This window comes from Archangium sp. (assembly GCF_036277355.1).
In the GTDB taxonomy this organism is placed as follows: Bacteria; Myxococcota; Myxococcia; order Myxococcales; family Myxococcaceae; genus Archangium.
The window spans coordinates 1-16,352 of record NZ_DASUNC010000196.1; the positions used below are offsets into that span (position 1 = coordinate 1).

Here is a 16,352-nt window from a genome sequence, read left to right on the forward strand (position 1 = left end):
GTCTGCTTCAATCGTGGCAACCCCCAGGCACTTTCACGCTCCACTGGAGCTTCTGGCGACGCCGTCACCAAGCCATTGCCAAGCTCTGTCACTACCGCAAGCGCACCTCTCAGAGCAGGTAAATCACTCGCAACTGTAGTGATTGATGCGATGGCGAAACGGGGGAGCCGCCCTAGATGAATTCCATGCCACGGACTCAGGCACGGCGTTGGTCAACCGGCCCAGCGCCACGTCGAAGCGGCCGACCGCGTTGTGGAACGCGGTGATGCGCTCGAGGTTCTTCAGGTCCGTGTTGCTCATCACAGCGCTCTTCTCGTTCGAGTTCATGGTTGTCGTTACTCCGGGGCAGCTCTCCGGCCCCTTTCGACATGAAACCCCGGCGTGCCGCGCGTGCGCCGGCTGTGAAGGGTGTCACTGGAAATCGGCGAACGGGAGCACACCCGGGAATGCGGTCGCGGATGCCACGGGCCCGACAAACGCCTGCTCACTCGCCGAGGGGGCGGCGTCTGGTGCTAGGCTCCCTCTTCCGCCGTCAACGCTGAAGAGGGGGAGCCATGTCTCGTCGCCGCTCGCGCTGGGTTGCCGTCCTGTTGCTCACGTCCGCCTGCGCCACCGCGCCCAGGCCCCTCTCCCGGGAGGGCTCGGGAGAGGCCGTCGCGCGGAGCGGGCGCACGGTACCGGACACCCGGTCGCGCGACTTCCTCACGCCTCCGGAGTTGATGAAGCGGATCGAGGCCTCGCCGGTGCAGTACCTCATCGAGGACCTCGAGAGTCTGAAGGGCGTTGCTCCCGAGCAGCTCGTGGATGCCGTCTGGCCCCATGGCCCCGAGCCTTTCGACGTACCCGTGGTCGAGCAGTCCGCGGACGGCTCACGGGTCGTGCGGCCGGCGACGTTCAATCCCGAGGCGATGGCGTTCATCCAGCAGGCCGAGGTGCACTACCGGGCGAAGCGCTACGCGGAGGCGGAGAAGCTGTATGCCCAGGCGCTCGAGAAGGAGCCGGGCAACTACCTGGCGGCCCTCAATCTCGGGGACGCGGCGCTCTTCTCGGGGCACCCGAAGACGGCGCTCACGCGCTACGAGCGGGCCGCTCGCATCAACCCCGACGACCATCGCAGCTACTTCTTCCGGGGCACCGCGCTCGTGCATCTGGACCGGATGGCCGAGGCGCGTGACATGTACGCCTGGGCGCTCACGCTGCGCCCCGAGCACCCGTATGTGATGCACGCCCTCGAGCAGAACGCGGACACGCTGGGCATCCGGTTGCAGCCGCGAGTGCTGCGGCCCCGGGCCCTCGCGCGCGTCGAGGGCAAGGGGGTCTCCGTCCATGTCGACCCGGAGTCCTCCTGGCTCGTCCATGGGCTGTGCAAGGCGCTGTGGCTCGGCGAGGAGTCCCATCGCGTGGAGATGACGGGCGAGCGCGACCACCACCCCACCCACATCGAGGAGCACGAGTGCCTGGGCCTGCTCGGCGCCGTCTACGCGCGGTTCCAGGAGGAGGGAAAGCCGAAGGACCCGGCCCTGGAGCGCCTCCTGCGCATCGTGGAGGATGGCTACGGCAAGGAGCTCATCCTCTACGAGGTGCTCGCACGGCGGGCGCCCCACGTGGTGCTCTCCCTCGAGCCCGAGGCCCGCGAGCGGCTGCACCAGTACGTGCTGCGTTTCGTGGTGCCGCTCGAGGGGGAGGGTGACACGGGCACCATTTCGCTCTGAGTGGGAAGGTCCTTTTGCACGGCCCGGATGTGCCCCAGGAGGGAAGACGTTTTCCCAGGGTGGGCATCCGGCTGCCCCTCCGGCGGGCGGTCCTGACCACCATCCGCCATGCCGCTCGCGGCGGGCTGGCACCGCCTTCGCAGTGACTCCCGGGCTCAGGGGGGAGGGCACGCGATGGTGAAGAAGAAGACTCCCACGCGGAAGCGCAAGGCCCGGGGGGCCGTGGTGGTGGCGGGGGCCCTGGCGCTCATCGGGGCGGCGGTCGAGGTCGCTTCAGGCGGCGTGACGGTCGCCGAGCGCATGCTCGCCCTCGTGGTGAAGGCCCGGCAGGCGCTGGCTCCCTCCGCCAACGCCGCCGAGCCGCCGGTCTGCGAGCTTCCCAGGAAGTAGCCTTCCCGCCCGCTCTACGGGCGCGGCGGACCGTACGCCACGGGCCGGATCGCCGAGCCCGAGCCTCCGCGCTCCTTGAGCGGCAGCACGAGCGTGCAGGAGAGCCAGGTCCTGTCCTGGGCCATCGCCGTCAGGCGCACGTTCTCCAGCAGGTGGATGCCCGCCTGGCTCAGCAGGTAGTGGTGGGCGTAGAAGGGGAGCCCTGGCGGGGTGCCCGCGGGAGGCGGCGCCTGGCCCTGCAACTGGCCCGGGTTGACCGGATCCACGAAGGGCGCGTCGAGGCCCACCGCGACGATGGCCTTCTGCGCGATGTAGTTCACCGCGTCCACGGAGAGCCCGGGCGCCTGGGAGTAGTAGGTCCCCGTCACGCTCGGATCCTCCCAGAGCTCCTCCCAGCCGGTGTAGATGTAGAGCACGTCGCCCGGGAGGATGCCGCGCCAGCCCAGCCCCTGGGCCTGGAGCATCCCCTGGATGTGGGCCGCGGTGATGAGCTGGCCTCCCGCGAGCCGGTTGCCCCCGCCCACGTACGTCCGCGCATCCAGCAGCACGGCCGTGGTGACGATGGGCGGCGCCTTGTCGATTCCCAGCTTGAGCAGGGGCGAGCCGGGAGCCGGCTTCACCTGCGCCTGCGTGTAGCCGTTGTAGTAGACGGCGTTCTGCGAGGGGATGGGGCCCGTGGCGGGATCCCACGGCTGGGGCAGCACACCGAAGTGGCCGATCGCGTCCATCTGCGTGCCCTGGCCCGCGGGCTCCCCGCAGATCGTCTCGCCGTTGACCGCGTGCCGCGAGTACGGCGGGCCGAACGTCGGCTCGTACTCGTAGTCGAGCGGAACGGCGAACGGCGACATCGGCATGGTCTCCGAGCGCACGTGCGACAGCTCGTACTCCCGCGACTTCGGGTTGATCAGGTACGCCGCGCAGCGCATGCGCGTGGCCACCCCTTGCGTGTTGCCCATTCCGCGCTCGTCACCGGCGGGCCACGGCGGTGTCGGCGCATGCAGCAGCGACTCATCCAGCAGCAGCGGGTCATTCAGCCGCGGATCCCTCAGCAGGGGATCGCTCAGCAGCGGATCATTCAAGAGCTGCCGCTCGCGCTGGGACTGGAGATCCTCCGGGGAGCGCATGGCCGACGAATCACAAGCACTCAGGGCACCCGCGGCGAGCGTCACCGCGATCACGTTCATCCATTTCATGTTGTTCCCACCCTCCGCCGGCCAGGGTAGGGGAAAGCGCTTCAACCGTCGATGTGGGCCGTCATGGGAAGCTCGAGCGTGGCGAGGGCGCCCTGTCCGGGTCCCGCGCTCTCCAGCGTCAACTGTCCCCCCAGCAATCGCGCCGCGAGCGCGCTGGAGTGCAGCCCGATTCCGTGGCCGCCCTTGCGCGTGGTGAAGCCATGGTTGAAGAGGCGCCGGGCCACGTTGGGCGCGATGCCCTGGCCGGTGTCCCGCACCTGGATCCGGATCCACGCTCCCTCCGTGTGCAGGCCCAGCCACAAGGTGCGCCGCCCGGGATCCACCGCCTCCATCGCCTGCCAGGCGTTGCTGATCAGGTTGAGGAGGATCTGCAGCAGCCGGTGCCTGTCCACCTTCACCCGGGGGATGGGCGCGAGCTCCTTCTCCACCCGCACGCCCGTCTTGCGCAGGGCCCCGCCTTGCAGGCGCAGGGCCTCCTCCAGCACCTCGGGCAGCTCGCACTCCTCCACCAGGAGCGTGGACGTCGCGTACGTCTGCTGCAGCTGGATGATGGTGCGCACGCGCTCCACGTTCTTCCCCAGCGTCCTCAGGCCCTGCCGCAAGGACTCGCGCTCCATCTTCAGCTCGGACGCGAGGCTCGGCAGGTAGGTGAAGAGGTGCTGGCCCCGCTCGTCGTGCTCGAGGAAGTCCGAGAGGTGGGGCCGGTGCTCGGCCAGCAGTTGGAAGACCTTGTCGACCCGGTCCACGCGCGAGGCCTCCACCGTGTGGTGCATCTGCTCGGTGTCCACCACGATGCTGGTGAGCGTGTTGCCCACGTCGTGCAACACATTGGAGGCCACCTCGGCCATTCCCACCGAGCGCGCCGTCTCCACCAGGCGCGCCTGGGCCTGCTTCAGCTCGCGCGTCCGCTCCTCCACGCGCTGCTCCAGCTCCTCGTTGGCCCGGCGCAGGGCCGCCTCGGCCTGCTGCACCTCGGTGTAGAGCCTCGCGTTCTCCACGGAGATGGCCGCCTGGGAGGCCAGGTGCCGCAGCAGGGTGATGCGGCCGGACTTGAAGGCCTCGGTGGTGAGCGCGTTCTCCAGGTACAGCAGTCCGCAGACCCGCTCCTGGCGCATCAAGGGCAGGCACAACACGGCGCGCGCCCGGCTGTGGGCGAAGAAGATGTCCGACGCGAAGGGGTGGGCCTCGGAGGTGTCGTTGATGAGGACGGGCTCGCTCGTCCGCCGCACGTAGGAGAGCAGGGTCCACGGCAGCACCGGGGGCGCCCCCTCCGGCGGGGTGGGCTCCAGCGCTCCGCGAACGGAGTCCACGAGGGCCTCCACCTTCAGCGCCCCGCCTTGCAGCAGCAGCAGGGCACCCCGCTGGGCGCCGGCATTCTCCAGGGCCACCCGCATGAGCGTGGCCACCAGCCTCCCGAGATCCATCTCCGAGGAGATGGCCTGCTGCGCCTTGACGACGGTGAGCGCGTCCAGCTGGGCCGAGTCCGAGTCATAGCTGGTGGAGTCCTCGTGGCTGGAGGCCGGCGCGCCCGTCAGCAGCGACCACTGCCGCTCCAGGTGCCGCGCCTTGCCGTCGGCACCCCACTGGACATAGGCCTCGCGGGCCCGGCGGGCGTAGAAGCGGGCCAGGGCGTCCAGCCCCCGCTCCTCCCAGAAGCGCGCGGCCAGCTCACAGGCCAGCGCGAGGTGGTTGACGAGGCCCTGCTCGTGCGCGGCTCGAATGGCCTCCTCGTAGACCGCCGGGGCCGTGTCCACCCGTCCCTGGAGGCGCTCCAGCTCCGCCGCCACCATCCGCTCGGGGGCGCGGAACGTCTCCGGGCAGTGCCGCGCCCACTCGTCCAGCTGTTGGTGGTGGCCCTGGAGCTCCTTCAGATCCTCCCGTTGCCGCTCCGCCTGGCCTCCCCGGTAGCTCGCCGCCAGGGCCAGGGCCCGGTAGAGGTGGTACTCGAGCTGCTGGATGCGCCCGAAGTTGGACCAGCTCAGGCCCCTGGCGACTTGCGCGGCCTGGCGGGCCTCCTCGTAGGCGCCCCGCATGAGGCACGAGCGGGCCGTGATGATGGCGTACCAGAAGCGCAGCGTGGGCATGCGGCTGCCCAGCTGGGCCTCGAACGTCTTCTCGTCGAAGCCCTCCATGCTCAGCGAGTCGAAGGACACGGTGAGCCCCCGCATCTGCTGCACGAAGGCGTGGGAGACCCGCATCATGTCCTCCGGCTGCGGGTAGCCCACCTTGTGCGCGAAGTCCTTGCGCACGACCATCTCCCGGGCCACCTCGGCCAGGTCCGTGCCGGAGAGCAGCTGCACCGTCGTGATGAAGAGGCAGCAGTAACACGCCACCTGGTAGTCGCCCGACTGGAGCGTCTGCTGGAAGGCCCGGTGGTAGAGCTTCATCGCCTCGGGGATGGGCTTCACCCAGAGGCTCGCGTGCGCCAGGGTGAAGATCGTCCTGCCCCGCCAGGCCGCGCCGTCGGGGCTCTCGACGAGCTCACAGGCCAGCCGCCCGAAGGCATAGCCCCGGTGATAGTCCTTGAAGTAGCTGGCGATCACCGTGCCGTACCACGCGTAGCCCGGTGCGGCCGCGGCGGTGTACCCGTGGCGGAGCGTCAGGGCCACCGCATGGCACAGGTGCAGGGCCAGGAGCTTGTCGTCCGAGAAGAAGGCGGGCCAGGTCAGCGCCGCCAGCAGCTCCATGACGGTCTTCATGTCCGGATCCGTCATGGGGGGCAGCTCGCGGAGGCTCTCGACGGGGCGCTTGCCCAGCAGGGCCTCGGTCTCCTGGTGGGCGGCGATCACCTGCTCCCAGGTGGGCCTGGGCGGAATGCTCACGCCGAAGCGCTCCAGACACTCCAGCAGGCAGGCGGCGGCGGCGGCCCCCTGGTTGCGCGTGAGGAGGAGGGTGCTCTTGAGCTGGTAGGCGGACGCCATCTGCTGGCGCGTGGTGGCCCGGGTGAGCAGCTCCTCCACGAGCCCGCTGGCCCCTTCGCTGTTCCTGCTCACCAGCTCGCACGTGGCCTGCTCCAGGCGCAGCGAGAAGGCCATCGCGGGCGCCGTCCGCCAGGGGTCGCCGGGCAGCAGCGAGAAGGCCATGGTGAAGTAGCCAATGGCCGAGCGGTAGGCCACCGAGGCCTTGGCCCGTGCGCCCGCCTCGGCGTTGAGCCGCGCCAGCCGCGAGCGCTCCTCCACGCTGGAGATCAACTCCGCGCCCGCGTTGAGCTGGCCCACCACCTCGAAGAGGCGCTCGTGCAGCTCCCCGGGCGAGAGGCGGCTCCACAGCCGCCGGCCGATCTCCAGGTGGACCGCCTTGCGCTCCTCCTCGGGGATGAGGGCATAGGCGGCCTGGTGGATGCGATCATGCGGGAAGCGGTACTGCTGGGCGCCCGTCTCCACCAGCAGCCCCTCCTGCAGCGCCGGCTCGAGCCCGCGCTCCACCTCGGGGGCCTCCTGGCGGGAGAGCAGGGCCACCGTCTCCAGGGCGAAGGCATCGCCCACGCACGCGGCCAGGCGCAGCAGTTGCTGGGTGGGGAGGGGGAGCTCCCGCAGCCGCCCGGCCATGAACTCCACCACGTTGTCCGAGTAGCCCCGCGCCCGGACGGCCCGCTCGTTCCAGCGCCACGCGCCGTCCGACCCGCGCGTCACCCCTCCGTCCTGGTAGAGCGTCTGGAGCAGCTGGAGGAGGAAGAAGGGGTTGCCCCCCGTCTTCTCCTGCACCAGCGCGGACAGCGGCTCCACGAGCGCGTCCGTGGCGCCCGGCAGGGCATCCGCCACCAGCCGCCGCGTCTGCTCGGGAGCCAGCGGCCCCAGGTGGATGTCCAGCAGCCGCCCCGCCGCCTTCTGCGTCTCCGCCAGCGTCAGCGCCAGCGGGTGCGAGGCGCTCACCTCGTTGTCCCGGTAGGCGCCGATCAACAGCAGGGGAGGGGTGTCGGGGTGGGTGGCGAGGTACTTCAGCAGCGCGAGGCTGGCGAAGTCCGCCCACTGCAGATCATCCAGGAAGAGCACCAGCGGCCGCCCGGTGGTGGCGAACACCGCGAGGAAGCGCAGGAAGAGGCGGTGGAAGCGGTTCTGCGCGTCGGCCGGTGGCAGCTCCGGCACCGGGGCCTGCCTGCCCACCACCTGCTCCAGTTGAGGCACCAGCGCCACCAGCACCTGCCCCAGGCCCTCGAAGGCCTCCAGCAGACGCTGGCGCCAGGTGGCCACCTCCTCGTCGCTGCCGGCCAGCATCTGCTGCACGAGCGCCCGCATGGCCTGGGCCAGCGTGGCGTAGGGCACGTCCCGCTGCAGCGGGTTGAACTTGCCCCGGAGGAAGAAGCCGCGGCGCCCCAGCAGCGGCTTGTGCAACTCGTGCACGACGGAGGACTTGCCGATGCCCGAGTAGCCCCGCACCAGCACCCACTCCGTCTTCCCGGTGCGGGCCACCCGCTCGAAGGCCTCCAGCAGCGTCTGCCGTTCCGCGTCGCGCCCGTAGAGGCACTGCGGGGCCTGGAAGCGCGCGGGGAAGTCCCGCTGCCCCAGGGGGAACTCCTCCGGCTCGCCCCGCCGCAGCCCCTCCCCGTACCGCTCCAGGTCCGCCTTCAGCCCCTCGGCGCTCTGGTAGCGATCCTCGGCGGCCTTGCCGAGCAGCTTGAGCACCACCGCCGACAGCAGGGGCGGCACCGAGGGCACGCGCTGGCTCGGGGGCACGGGCGCCTGGGCCACGTGCGCGTGGACCCACTCCAGGGCGTCCCGGCCCCGGAAGGGCTGCTGTCCGGTGAGCAGCTGGTAGAACACCACCCCCAGCGAATAGAAGTCCGTCCGGTAGTCCACCGCCCGGTTCATCCGCCCGGACTGCTCCGGGGACATGTAGGGCAGCGTGCCTTCGATGAGCGGGGCCGCCGCGGCCTCCACGTGCTCCAACTGCCGCGGGCTGGCCAGCCCGAAGTCGATGAGCCACACCCGCCCTCCCTCCGAGAGCAGGATGTTGGCCGGTTTGATGTCCTTGTGGATGACGCCCCGCCGGTGCACCGCCGCGAGGATGTCCGCCAGGGGCACGGCGATGGCCAGGAAGCGGGAGGGCTCCAAGGGCGCGCCCACCTGCTCCGAGAGCGCCTTGCCGCCCACGTCCTCCAGCACCAGCACGGGCCGATCCGCGTGCACCTCCAGGCCATGGGCGGTGATGACTCCGGCCGTGCCGCGCAGCCGCTGCAGCAGGGTGTACTCGCGCTGGTAGCGGGCGCGCTCGCGGGGACCGGGCTGCTCCGAGCGCGGCGTCTTGAGGATGACGGGCAGCCGGTCCGCCTGACGCACCGCATGGAACAACAGGTTGTTGTTCGTCGTCTGGAACAGACTTCGAAGCTCGTACCCCGGCAGTTCCATCATCCTGGACTCCATAGACCCGGCCACCGAGCGAAGGAATATAGGAGTTTTACGGATAGGGCGGACGGAACTCCCACGAAATCCCCGAGCGCACAGGGGCAAAGGTGTGTCCGCACGTGCTGTGATTTTCTCCAAGGAGCCGTCCATGCGCTCGAAGGTGCGGTCGACGTTCATGACGATGATGTGGGGAGTCTCGCTGGCGGGAGGTGCCGCGCTGGCGGAGGCCCCGCGGGAGCCCGCGACGGAATCTCTCCGCTCCTCCACCGGAGCCCTGGAGTGGACGGAGGCGCTCGGTACCGGAGAGGGCACGGGCGAGCTGGTGCGCACCCGGGAGGGGCTGGTGTACGAGCCCTACAACGTGATGCGCCGGCCCGAGGGGCTGCGGACGCTGACGGGCCTCTACACCTTCCCGGCCCGCCGGCTGGAGCGGCCGGTGGACACGGTGCGGCCGCTGATCCGGGCGCGGCTACGCCACCACGCAGGCGGTGTCGGATCCGGCGGTGTTCTTCTTCTACCTGTCGGCGCCGGCCACCAAGACGATCGACGCCCGGTGGACCGCGGGCACCAACCGCTCGACGACCGCGCCCTTCATCATCACCAACGCCAGCGGCACCAACCTGGCCACGGTGAGCGTGAACCAGCAGATCAACGGCGGGCAGTGGAACACGCTCGGCTCGTGGAGCTTCCCGGCCGGCTGGAACAAGGTGCAGCTGAGCCGCTGGACCACGACGGGCTACGTCGTCGTCGCCGACGCCATCCAGGTGCGGTGAGGCACTGAAGCGGGGTGGGGCACGGCTTCGGGGCCGTGCCTCACTCCTCGCCCATCAGGCCCAGGTTGTATTTGAGGATGTAGGGTTTGCCGGCCTGGATCTCGACCTGCAGCGTGATGTGCTTTCCCTGCTCTTCGTTGACCAGTTGCACCATGTGCTTCCCGGCGGGAAGCTCGTAGGGCGGCAGCGGTGTCTGTCCAAGGCGCTTCCCGTCGACCCACACGATGGCGTAGGGCCGGATGCGGAACTCCAGGCTGCCTGGCTTCTGTCTGGTTTGCGCGGGCTCCAGGTCGAGGACCGGTACGACGATGGGCCGGTTCTTCGGTCCCTTGATGGACGGGTTCTTCCTGGGGCCAGTCCGCGGGGGCGGTGGGGGTTCCGGACGCGCGATCTCCTGTGTGGGTTCCGGACGCTTCGTCTCCGGAGCGGGAGGAATCACGGAGGGGTCGGCGGAAGCGATGGCTCCCGCGGGCGTCTCCGTCTTTGTCTCCTGGGGCTTTTCAGGGGCGGGTTCCGCTTCCGCTGCCTTCGGGAGCGGAGCCGGTGCTGGCGGTTGTTGCCGTGGTGGAGCCGTTGCCCGAGGCGTGGACACGGCCGGCTCCTGGAGCGCGACCGGCTGGGGGCCGGGTGTCTCGTCACGCCGGGCCATGCATGTCAGCACGAGCAGCACCGCGACTCCCGCTGCCACGGCCACCAGGCGCTTTCCGAGCTTGTGTCTGGCGGAACGCTCGTCCGGCTCCAGGCGCGGCTCGGACGCGGGAGCCTCGGCTGGGATCTCGGTCTCCTTGCGCGTGGGAAGGGTGGGAGCGGGACGTTCCATGCTCGTCACCAGCTCCGGCCTGGGCTCCTGTGGGCTGCTGGGAATGCCCTTGGCGGGAGTCTTGGAAGGCATGCCCTTGGGCGGCGTGCCCTTGGGCGGCGTGCCTTTGGCGGGAGTCTTGGACGGTATGCCCTTGGGAGGTGTGCCCTTGGCGGGTGTGTTCCTGCCCGGCGTGTATCCGGAGATGGGCTCCGTCACCGCGGCCTCGCTCAAGGCCGTCACCCGTTTCATCAGCTGCGCGAGGTGCCAGGTGCCAACGGGCTCTCCGGTCGACACCATGAAGCGCTCGAGGTCCGCCTGGAAGACATGGCAGTCCGGGTAGCGTTGATCCCGATCCTTGGCCAGTGCCCGCTCCAGGATGTTCCTCAGCGCCACCGGGAGATCCGGCTGCCGCTTCTCCGCGGGGATGAAGGGCTCGTGGAGGATGGCTTGCACCATGCTCGCTTCGGTGGTGGCGTCGAACGGCTTGTGCCCCGTGAGCAACTCGTAGAGCACGATGCCGAGCGCGTACACGTCCACCCGCCGATCCAGCGCGGCGCCCCGGAGTTGCTCCGGAGGCATGTAGGCCAGCTTTCCCTTGATGACCCCCGTCTGTGTCCGATGCCCCTGGTCCGCCGCCTTGGCGATTCCGAAGTCCACCACCTTCACCGCGCCCTGATGGGACAGCAGGATGTTGTCCGGGCTGATGTCGCGGTGGATGAGGCCCAGCGGCACGCCCAGCTCCGGATCCCGGCTGTCGTGGGCGAAGGCCAATCCCTCGCAGGCGCTGGCGATGATCCGCGCACAACAGGCCGGCGGCAGGGGCACCTCCACGGCCCGGGCCCGCTTCGCCAGCACGCGCAGGTTCAACCCGTCGATGTACTCCATCGCCAGGAACCAGGTGCCGTCCGCCTCTCCGAAGTCGAAGATCTGGACGATGTTGGGATGGTTCAGCTGCGCGGCCAGCCGGGCCTCGGCGATGAACATCTCCACGAACTGCGGGTCCTCCGCCAGGTGCGGCAGGATGCGTTTGACCACCAGCGCCTTGGTGAAGCCCATGGGGCCATCGGCTCGGGCCAGGTACACCTCGGCCATGCCCCCCGTGGCGAGCTTGCTGACCAGCTGGTACTTGCCGAGCATCATGGAGATTGCCCCCCGAGGCAGCTCAATGTGGTCCGCCCGGGGGCAAGCGGGTAGGCGGGCCGTCGATCGCTTCTGCTGCTGCAAGACAGACGGCGCGTCCGGCTGTTCGCGCGCGGACATCCCGGGGCCCCCCGCGCTTCCCCGGTGAGATCCCGCATTCCGGGCAGCCCAGGGCAAATCGTACAGACTCACTGGACTCGCGGGTTTTCTTGGCTCTACCCTGAAGGCCAGGATGCCTGGCTGCCCTCCTGGCGGCCAGAGGGGAGCCTGGATGAATCGGACACTCGAATGGAGCCTGCCGCTCACCGCGCTGGTGGTGGGACTCGGCGCCGGAAGCGCCCGCGCGCACTACAACCCGTCGACGGTGGCGTATGACGCCAACCCGGCCCCGTCCCTGCTGGCGACGGTGTCGGGGTGTGACGACTGCTCGGAAGTGGTGAACCTGCCGTTCGCCTTTCCCTTCTATGGGAAGACCTTCACGCAGGTGACGGTGTCGAGCAACGGCTACCTGGTGCTCGGCAGCACCACCGCCAGCAGCATCAGCAATCCCCAGTTCTCGTGGTCGGGCTCGGCCGTCGCGCCCGCGGGGACGATCTCCCCCATGTGGGACGACTGGAACCCGGGCGCCGGCGGAGACGTGTACGCGGGCCAGGTGGGCTCGGCCTACGTGGTGGAGTGGCGCAATCTCTACCACTACGGGCAGTCCACCGCCGGGGGCTACACCTTCAAGGTGAAGTTCTTCAGCGACGGTGCCTTCGAGTTCCACTACGGCACCGTCACCGGAGGCTACGGCGCGGGCGCGGACAATGGCCTCTCGGCCACCGCGGGCTTCCAGGAGGGGCAGAACACCGTCGCCCATCCGGTGAGCTACAACCAGGCCTCGCTCGCGAGCTTCTCCGCCCGGCGCTTCACCCGCCCGGGCGCCGCGGCCGTCTACGTCAACATCCGCGATGGTCTCTTCAATCAGTTGCGCCCCGAGCTGATGTACTCGCTCGACTACACGTGCGGCACCTTCAACGGCTCCACCACCGCCGTCAGCACCAGCTCCAGCGCGAATGACGGGTGGGCCTTCTCGGCCGTGGGCTGCTCCTCGACGCCCTCCCTGCGCGGCACCCGCTTCGGCGGTGACACCGCGGGCTACAGCGTCTCCACCTATCCGCTCATGGGCGGCGAGACCGCCGTCACCAGCGGCACCTACGTCTTCATCAAGCGCTCGGACGTGACGCCCCGGCAGACGCGGCAGAGCGGCTTCAGTGTCACCTACGGCGGCACCACCTCGTACCGGGCCGTGCTCGACTACTGGCAGAGCGGTGCGCTCGACAAGCCGCTGCTCATCATCACCGGGTTCGATCCGCTCAACACGGACTCCACCGCCAACTACCTGATGCTGATGGGCGACCTGGTGCGCACGCTCAACGCCGAGGGCTACGACGTCATGATCGGCAAGCACGGCGACGGCAACCAGCGGCTCGGCTGGTTCCGGGGCGAGGTCTCCGCGTGGGTGGATGACATCCTCGGCCGCATGCCCCTGGGCAGCAAGGTGCAGGTGGCCGGCATCAGCCAGGGCGGCATCGTGCTGCGCGACACCCTGCACAACAACACCAACGGGATTCTGGGCAAGGTGAAGGCCTGGTACTCCATCGACTCGCCGCAGCTGGGCGCCAACCTGGGCCGTGCCTACCGCGGCGTCCAGACGCTCCTGCTGTGCCACCAGCCCGAGACGAATACCGGCCGGCGCAAGCTCACCTCGCCGCCCGCGTATGACCTGTCCTACAGCATGGCCACCACGTGCTCCTGCGACAACGAGCCGGAGAACTCCACGTGCGGCAGCACCAGCAGCTACCACGCTCTGTATTACGGGAGCATCGGCTGGCCCACGTCGTCCATTCCGCGCTACGCGCTGGCCTTCGGCGACGCCAACCCCACCAACGGCTACACGAAGATGGGCAGCGACTCGCGCCTGTATGACTTCACCTATACCGGGTGGTTCTGCTCGGAGGACCGGGACTGGGAGCCGGGCCAGCGCGATTGCGTGGCGGGCTCGCGCAGCATCTCCGGGGCCGACGTGAACACGGACCAGGGCGCCTCGCTGTGCGGCACCTTCCGGCTGCGCCTCCAGTTCGAGCCGGCCTTCATCAACGCCGACTCGGCCCTGGCGGTGACGGGCAACGCGCTCAACCCGGAGGCGGCCAGCTCGAGCTGCCCGGTCAACTACAGCTCGCTCGCTCCCACGCAGTGGAAGGACTGGGCCTCCAACGACTACAACGAGAAGCATGAGATTCTCACCTCCGCGCTCGCCAACCGGATGCTCACCTGGCTGAGGGCGGAGCAGTGAGCCGGACCGGAGCCCGGGCCCCTTCCGCCCGGGCCTCCGGGAAGGAGCGAGGATGACGTCGGCAGACAGTCAGCGTCCGGGGCGGGCCCGGTGGGTGGTGATGGGCCTGGGGCTCGCCGCGGTGCTGGGCGGAGGTCTCGCCGTGTGGCGCGGGGCAGGGGAGCCGCCCGTGCCCGAGCAGGCCGTGGCCGGGGCTTCCGCGCCTCGTGCCGGGGCGGCGCCGGCGCTGGCCTCACGGCCGGTGGGGGCTCCGCTGCGCATCGTCCGCCTCACCGCGTCGCCGCACGACGTGCCCGTGGGCGGGCGGGTGGAGCTGGGCTGCGAGGTGGAAGGCGGCTCGGGCGAGGCCAGTGCACGGCGCTACACCTGGGTGGCGGCGCGGGGACGGCTGGAGCAGGAGAACGGACCGGCGGCGGTGTGGGTGGCTCCGAAGACGCCGGGCCTCCACCAGGTGGGCGTGCTCGTCCAGGAGGGCGAGGCGCAGGTGAAGCAGACGTTGATGCTTCATGTCCACGTCCCCACGCCCGAGGATCTGGCCACGCTCATGAAGGAGGGGGACTGGAAGAAGGCGCGGGAGCAGTCGCTCGCGGAGCGGCAGGCGGCGGACACGAAGCTCGCGGCGCTGGGCGAGGTGGTGGCGAAGCGGGAGACGCGGGAGGACCGGCTGCGGGCGTACTTCGCGCTCGAGGACCTGGCGGCGCTGCAGCTCGACGAGGGCCGCTACGAGGAGGCGCTGCGCTCCTACGAGGAGCTGCTGGGGAGCCACCTGGAGACGGATCCGAAGCGCAAGCCGTTCCTCGCGGGGAAGGCGAGCGCGCTGTTCGCGCTCGGGCGGGAGGACGAGGCCCTGCGGGTCTACGCGCAGGCCGGGGATGAGAACCTCCCCATGTCCCACTACTACGCGGGCCTGTTGCTGGAGGCGCGGGGGCAGTTGCCCGAGGCGCTCGAGGCCTACCGGAGGGCCGCCGAGGCCAATCGCTGGTTCGCGGATCCGCTGCTGCGCCAGGCCCAGCTGATGTTGCGGCTGGGGCGGCCCGCCCAGGAGGTGGTGGAGCTGCTCGTCACGGCCTCGCCGCGCTTCGGGCGGGAGCTGCTGCTCGAGCGGCTGGCCACGGACTCGCAGTTCGCCGCGGTGAACCAGGCGCTCACGGCGAGTGGCCGGGCCGCGGAGCTCGAGGAGCGCCGGCCCATCGAGACGCGCCTCCCGGAGCCGCCCAAGCCTCCCGAGCCCGGACGGACGGCGGTGATCACCCCGGAGGAGTGAGGGTTGATCTCCAGCCGCGAACGAGCAGGCGCTATCGTCCAGGACCTCAACCGCTGCTCCAATCGAGGTCACGCCATGCTCCATCCCTCGCCAGCCCGTATGCTCAGCCTCGCGCTGGGTTCCCTCGCCCTGTCAGGCGCCATTGGCTGCAGTCACGTGGCCAACCGCGTCATCCAGCGAGACACGCTGATCAACGCCGATCTCTTCTCGCCGCGGCCGGAGATCCTCTCGGCCGGCTACGGCTTTGAAGGCATCATCGGCGTCAAAGGTGGCGAAGCCGAGGTGCGCGCCGCTGGCGGCACGTGGAACAGCGTGACCTGCACCCACGGCGAGTCCCCTTCCCGGCGGGTGCTCACCTCATCGGTCGAGCCCAACATGGGACTTCCGGTCGAGCACGCCGACGCGATGCCCATCGTCTTCAGTTGGCCCTTCCTGCCCTCGACGCTGGCGCCCACCGATTTCGCGATCCACCTCAACGACGGCACCACGGTCACCCCCGCCTACGCCACCCTCTCGCCCAACTACGAGTACAACGAGCGGCAGGTCGCCGTCGTCTTCGGCGAGTTCGGCAACCGCCTGCGCCCCGGCGAAGAGGGCGCCCTCTATCCGGTGCGGGTCGAGGTCGTCGCCGATGACAAGCCGCTGATGCTCGTGGGCCCCAACGGTCCCGTCAGCGCGGTCGGCCTCGGCAAGGAGAGCAGCAACCCCTATGTCGCCGGGCCTTCGCTCGTCGCCGCCAAGCTCACCCGCTACTCGACACTGGGCGAGGGCGGCCCGCCTCCGCTCGCGGGTCCCTTCCCCAACGATGGCGTCGCCCTCTATGGCAACGCCGCCAGATACCGGCTGCGGACCTACACCTCGGGTGGTTTCTCTCCAGACGGCGTCCGCGGCCTGCGCCCCAACGAGTTCGAGCGCTTCTTCCGCCTGCACCTGCGTCAGCCCGACGGCACGACGCTCGTGGTTGATCGCGCCGGCGTCGATTACACCGTCGCTGGCGGCAAGCTCCGCGTCGTCGGCCTCGCCGACCTGGGCCTGGTGGCCTCCGACGCGGTGAACTACGACGACTGCTACGTCGAGGACTGGGACAACTACATCGACATCGTCCTCGACGGTGACGAGGTGGCGATGCGGACCCTCACCGCGGTCGAGATTCCCGCCACCGGGCCCTACGGCGCCTTCTACAACCCGGGAGGCCCCGGCAATGCCCCCACCCCCGGCGTGCGCTACACCGAGCCAGGGCGGGCACAGGTCCAGCCGGTGACGCTCGCGCTCGATGATCCGATGACGGTCAACTATGGCCAATAGGGGCCCGTACCTTACTTCGCCCGGGAGCGCCTCATGACAGCGCGCTGGTACGCCGCATGCTTCTCGTCCCGGTGTGTGCTGGAACGAGGGTGTGAG

At 69.9% G+C, this 16,352-nt stretch carries 9 protein-coding genes and 1 pseudogene; 6 read left to right on the forward strand and 4 right to left on the reverse strand.

Annotation, left to right across the window (positions count from 1 at the left end):
• Positions 1-123: 123 nt before the first annotated feature.
• Positions 124-327, reverse strand: coding sequence for a hypothetical protein (locus tag VFZ09_RS48165; protein WP_329734604.1), 204 nt, complete (start codon positions 325-327; stop codon positions 124-126).
• Between the two features lie 227 nt (positions 328-554).
• Here VFZ09_RS48165 and VFZ09_RS48170 point away from each other — a divergent pair, with 227 nt between their 5' ends.
• Both VFZ09_RS48170 and VFZ09_RS48175 read left to right on the forward strand, forming a co-directional pair.
• On the forward strand, positions 555-1,712 hold the full coding sequence (locus VFZ09_RS48170; protein ID WP_329734605.1) for a tetratricopeptide repeat protein: 1,158 nt from the start codon (positions 555-557) through the stop codon (positions 1,710-1,712).
• A 174-nt stretch (positions 1,713-1,886) separates the two neighbouring features.
• Positions 1,887-2,102, forward strand: coding sequence for a hypothetical protein (locus VFZ09_RS48175; RefSeq protein WP_329734606.1), 216 nt, complete (start codon positions 1,887-1,889; stop codon positions 2,100-2,102).
• 14 nt (positions 2,103-2,116) lie between these two features.
• Here the strand turns inward: VFZ09_RS48175 and VFZ09_RS48180 are convergent, their stop codons facing one another.
• Together VFZ09_RS48180 and VFZ09_RS48185 are read right to left on the reverse strand one after the other, a co-directional pair.
• A complete protein-coding gene (locus VFZ09_RS48180; RefSeq protein ID WP_329734607.1) occupies positions 2,117-3,295 on the reverse strand; it encodes a cyclase family protein in 1,179 nt (392 codons plus the stop codon).
• 41 nt (positions 3,296-3,336) lie between these two features.
• Positions 3,337-8,643, reverse strand: a complete 5,307-nt coding sequence (locus tag VFZ09_RS48185) for a trifunctional serine/threonine-protein kinase/ATP-binding protein/sensor histidine kinase (RefSeq protein ID WP_329734608.1) — start codon at positions 8,641-8,643, stop codon at positions 3,337-3,339.
• A 473-nt stretch (positions 8,644-9,116) separates the two neighbouring features.
• Here VFZ09_RS48185 and VFZ09_RS48190 point away from each other — a divergent pair.
• Positions 9,117-9,410 (forward strand): annotated as a pseudogene (locus tag VFZ09_RS48190) (N-acetylmuramoyl-L-alanine amidase); the annotation flags it as partial.
• Between the two features lie 40 nt (positions 9,411-9,450).
• On the opposite strand, the gene VFZ09_RS48195 reads toward VFZ09_RS48190, so the two are convergent.
• Positions 9,451-11,352 (reverse strand): serine/threonine protein kinase, encoded by a 1,902-nt coding sequence (locus tag VFZ09_RS48195; RefSeq protein WP_329734610.1) that lies wholly within the window; start codon positions 11,350-11,352, stop codon positions 9,451-9,453.
• 271 nt (positions 11,353-11,623) lie between these two features.
• Here VFZ09_RS48195 and VFZ09_RS48200 point away from each other — a divergent pair, with 271 nt between their 5' ends.
• The 3 genes from VFZ09_RS48200 (at position 11,624) to VFZ09_RS48210 (ending at position 16,256) form a co-directional block, all read left to right on the forward strand.
• Positions 11,624-13,687, forward strand: coding sequence for a hypothetical protein (locus tag VFZ09_RS48200; protein ID WP_329734611.1), 2,064 nt, complete (start codon positions 11,624-11,626; stop codon positions 13,685-13,687).
• Positions 13,688-13,739: 52 nt separating this feature from the next.
• Positions 13,740-14,951, forward strand: a complete 1,212-nt coding sequence (locus VFZ09_RS48205; RefSeq protein ID WP_329734612.1) for a tetratricopeptide repeat protein — start codon at positions 13,740-13,742, stop codon at positions 14,949-14,951.
• 75 nt (positions 14,952-15,026) lie between these two features.
• Positions 15,027-16,256: a hypothetical protein gene (locus VFZ09_RS48210; protein WP_329734613.1), complete on the forward strand. Its 1,230-nt coding sequence runs from the start codon at positions 15,027-15,029 to the stop codon at positions 16,254-16,256.
• Positions 16,257-16,352: the final 96 nt, after the last annotated feature.

Excerpts from the sequence above, each read along its gene's own strand:
- VFZ09_RS48165 (WP_329734604.1), bottom strand. The coding sequence starts at position 327 with ATGAACTCGAACGAGAAGAGCGCTGTGATGAGCAACACGGACCTGAAG.
- VFZ09_RS48170 (WP_329734605.1), top strand. The coding sequence starts at position 555 with ATGTCTCGTCGCCGCTCGCGCTGGGTTGCCGTCCTGTTGCTCACGTCC.
- VFZ09_RS48175 (WP_329734606.1), top strand. The coding sequence starts at position 1,887 with ATGGTGAAGAAGAAGACTCCCACGCGGAAGCGCAAGGCCCGGGGGGCC.
- VFZ09_RS48180 (WP_329734607.1), bottom strand. The coding sequence starts at position 3,295 with ATGAAATGGATGAACGTGATCGCGGTGACGCTCGCCGCGGGTGCCCTG.
- VFZ09_RS48185 (WP_329734608.1), bottom strand. The coding sequence starts at position 8,643 with ATGATGGAACTGCCGGGGTACGAGCTTCGAAGTCTGTTCCAGACGACG.
- VFZ09_RS48195 (WP_329734610.1), bottom strand. The coding sequence starts at position 11,352 with ATGATGCTCGGCAAGTACCAGCTGGTCAGCAAGCTCGCCACGGGGGGC.
- VFZ09_RS48200 (WP_329734611.1), top strand. The coding sequence starts at position 11,624 with ATGAATCGGACACTCGAATGGAGCCTGCCGCTCACCGCGCTGGTGGTG.
- VFZ09_RS48205 (WP_329734612.1), top strand. The coding sequence starts at position 13,740 with ATGACGTCGGCAGACAGTCAGCGTCCGGGGCGGGCCCGGTGGGTGGTG.
- VFZ09_RS48210 (WP_329734613.1), top strand. The coding sequence starts at position 15,027 with ATGCTCCATCCCTCGCCAGCCCGTATGCTCAGCCTCGCGCTGGGTTCC.